Origin of the sequence: Desulfosarcina sp. (genome assembly GCF_041551955.1) — a bacterium.
Classification (GTDB): domain Bacteria; phylum Desulfobacterota; class Desulfobacteria; order Desulfobacterales; family Desulfosarcinaceae; genus Desulfosarcina.
In genome coordinates, this window is sequence record NZ_JBFELV010000584.1 from 1 (window position 1) to 2,417 (window position 2,417).

Genomic DNA, 2,417 nt, shown 5'->3' on the forward strand with positions numbered 1-2,417 from the left:
ACCGATAACGTCTTTAGTGACTCTGCTTACGCTAAATGCCAAAGCCAGGCACAATATTTAGGGCGAGTTCCTCATCGTAAGGGTGGTTATTGTTCTTTAGAGGTGTGCCGCGAATTGAAAAGTGAGATATTGAGGGATTCAAGCCAAGAAATGTAACCTTTTTTACACAAATATTGAGAAAAGGGTGGGAAATGATTAAACTAATCTCATAATCGGTTTGACCGGTAATGAAATTGATACTCTCCTAAAACACTGCTACCCTCTTCGGAATCCCGGCTGTCGGAGTCTGCGCCTGGAAAAAATTAGGAGACGCCTTTTTGTCGAGCATGAAAAATGTTACCGTTGGGTTCTTGTGCAGGGCATCTTAAACGGGTCAATCTGAGGGAAATTATTTCTGATGGAGAAATCATTAAATTCCAACATGGCCCAATCCCCATTAGACTGGCAGCGGATTTTAGATGCCGTATCCGACGGAATGATCATTACGGATCGTGACTTCAAGATTCTGTTTTGCAATCGAGCATTTTCCGTTTTATCGGGAATTGAGTCCGCCAATCTTATCGGGAAAAAATGCCATGACGTATTTTCAAGCGAACTTTGTTTCAGCGCCGACTGTCCGTTGACCCAATTCCCGGCGGCTGGTCAACAACTGGTCTTCGATCATGAGCCTCATTGTAAAAACGGTAAGCATGCACCATGGATCGTAACCATCACCGCCTTTCCCGATGCAAACGGTTCCATCGGGGGATACGTAGAAAAATTTACCGACGCCAGCGCTTTTCGGCGAGTGAGACAGGCATTGAATCGCAGTCATGATCGTTTGCGAAAAAATATGGGCGCCATCATCCAGGCGATGTCCACCACCATTGAGAAGCGTGATCCATATACCGCTGGCCACCAGAGGCGCGTGACCAAATTGTGCCGCGCCATCGCCACTCAAATGGGATTTACCTGGGAGCGCATCCAAGGGCTGCGCATGGCTGCCGCCATTCACGATCTGGGAAAAATCAATATTCCGTCCGCCATCCTAAATAAGCCTGGACCCATTTCAGAGCACGAACTGGCCATCATCCAAATGCATCCGCGCACTGCCTATGAGATCCTCAAAGATATTCAATTCCCATGGCCGATAGCGGAGACCATCTACCAGCACCACGAGCGACTGGACGGCAGCGGGTATCCGCGTCAATTGAAAGGGGACCAAATTCTGTTGGAGGCGCGGATCTTGGCGATAGCGGATGTGGTTGAATCCATAGCGTCATTCCGTCCGTACCGACCTGAATTGGGGCTCAAGGCTGCGTTGGCTGAGATAGAATCAAACAAAGGGGTATTGTACGACTCATCGGTGGTTGATATCTGCACTTCTTTGATCAACCGGAGTGGGTTTGATTTCGAAACTAAGGTGTGGAGGCAGTACCAGCGACCATGAAAAGAAATTTAGCAAGTTATTTTACAAGAAACCGAGCATTTGCCTGAAATGACTTCAACTTATCTCAACCATAGGCTGTGTGCTACTGCCAAAGGGGGGCCTGACTTGCCGGCCGTATGATGCGTTTTCAGCGCGGGCGCCAGAATACAACAGGTAAAATCAGCCTCATCGGGAGTTCCGGGAAGATCTGTCACCCTCATGGACAATTTCCGGGAGTCGTCCATCTTTGCAGATCAGGCCATTAATCGGTTCATCGAAGGTCACTGCAAAGCCATCATGATCATTGCGAACGACTTTTCCGACGACCTGAATCATATTGTCAAAATTAAACAATGGAAATTTCAGCGAGATTGATTCTTCGGCGACAAACTTTCTCCATGTCTTTACGAATAAGCCGTCGGCACTAATATTCTTGATCACATCCCGGTAAGTTCCCTCTTTAAGCGTGTATTCCGCAATGATGAAAGCCGCACGGCGGGGGTGTTGGCGTTGATTATTTCCCATTCACCTTCTCCCGTAGTTTACCAGAACACTTGAAGGTCACCACCCTGCGCGCAGGCAGCATCAGATCTTCATTGGTAGCCGGGTTGCGGCCTTTTCGTTCCCGTTTTTCCTTCACGCAAAACTTGCCGAACCCACTTACCAATACATCATCACCAGACGCCAGTGTCGCTTTAATGGCCTCTATGATGGATTCAGTGATCGCTACGGATTGATTCTTGGGGAACCCGAGTTTGGCTTGAACCTGTTCCGCGATATCGTGTTTCGTCAGCGCCATGGTTGGATCTCCGGTTAGGTGGTGTCGCAAATGGTGGGAACATATTCTTGATCGCATGAATCCATAGTTGTGTCAAGGGTTTGGTAGAGCTTTACAACTGTCTTGATCAAAGATCGGTCTCAAACATCATGGTTTTCGATCGGGCGTCGAATGATCCGATAACCCTATCATCTATCTTAAAAACAGTCTGAGTGCCCATAGCGGCGTAAT

At 48.0% G+C, this 2,417-nt stretch carries 3 protein-coding genes; 1 reads left to right on the forward strand and 2 read right to left on the reverse strand.

Features of this window, described 5'->3' with window-relative positions; translation table 11 throughout:
• Positions 1 to 397: 397 nt before the first annotated feature.
• Positions 398 to 1,429 (forward strand): HD domain-containing phosphohydrolase, encoded by a 1,032-nt coding sequence (locus ABYV26_RS24465; protein WP_372683962.1) that lies wholly within the window; start codon positions 398 to 400, stop codon positions 1,427 to 1,429.
• Between the two features lie 165 nt (positions 1,430 to 1,594).
• Here the strand turns inward: ABYV26_RS24465 and ABYV26_RS24470 are convergent, their stop codons facing one another.
• Positions 1,595 to 1,933, reverse strand: coding sequence for a PilZ domain-containing protein (locus tag ABYV26_RS24470; protein WP_372683963.1), 339 nt, complete (start codon positions 1,931 to 1,933; stop codon positions 1,595 to 1,597).
• Positions 1,923 to 2,207 carry an integration host factor subunit alpha gene (locus tag ABYV26_RS24475; protein ID WP_372683964.1) on the reverse strand — a complete coding sequence of 95 codons (285 nt, stop codon included), beginning with the start codon at positions 2,205 to 2,207 and terminating at the stop codon, positions 1,923 to 1,925. The genes ABYV26_RS24470 and ABYV26_RS24475 overlap by 11 nt, the downstream gene beginning before the upstream one ends.
• Positions 2,208 to 2,417 lie beyond the last annotated feature (210 nt).

Bases quoted from the DNA above. Each gene is read 5' to 3' on its own strand.
- ABYV26_RS24470 (WP_372683963.1), bottom strand. From the start codon at position 1,933: ATGGGAAATAATCAACGCCAACACCCCCGCCGTGCGGCTTTCATCATT.
- ABYV26_RS24475 (WP_372683964.1), bottom strand. From the start codon at position 2,207: ATGGCGCTGACGAAACACGATATCGCGGAACAGGTTCAAGCCAAACTC.
- ABYV26_RS24465 (WP_372683962.1), top strand. From the start codon at position 398: ATGGAGAAATCATTAAATTCCAACATGGCCCAATCCCCATTAGACTGG.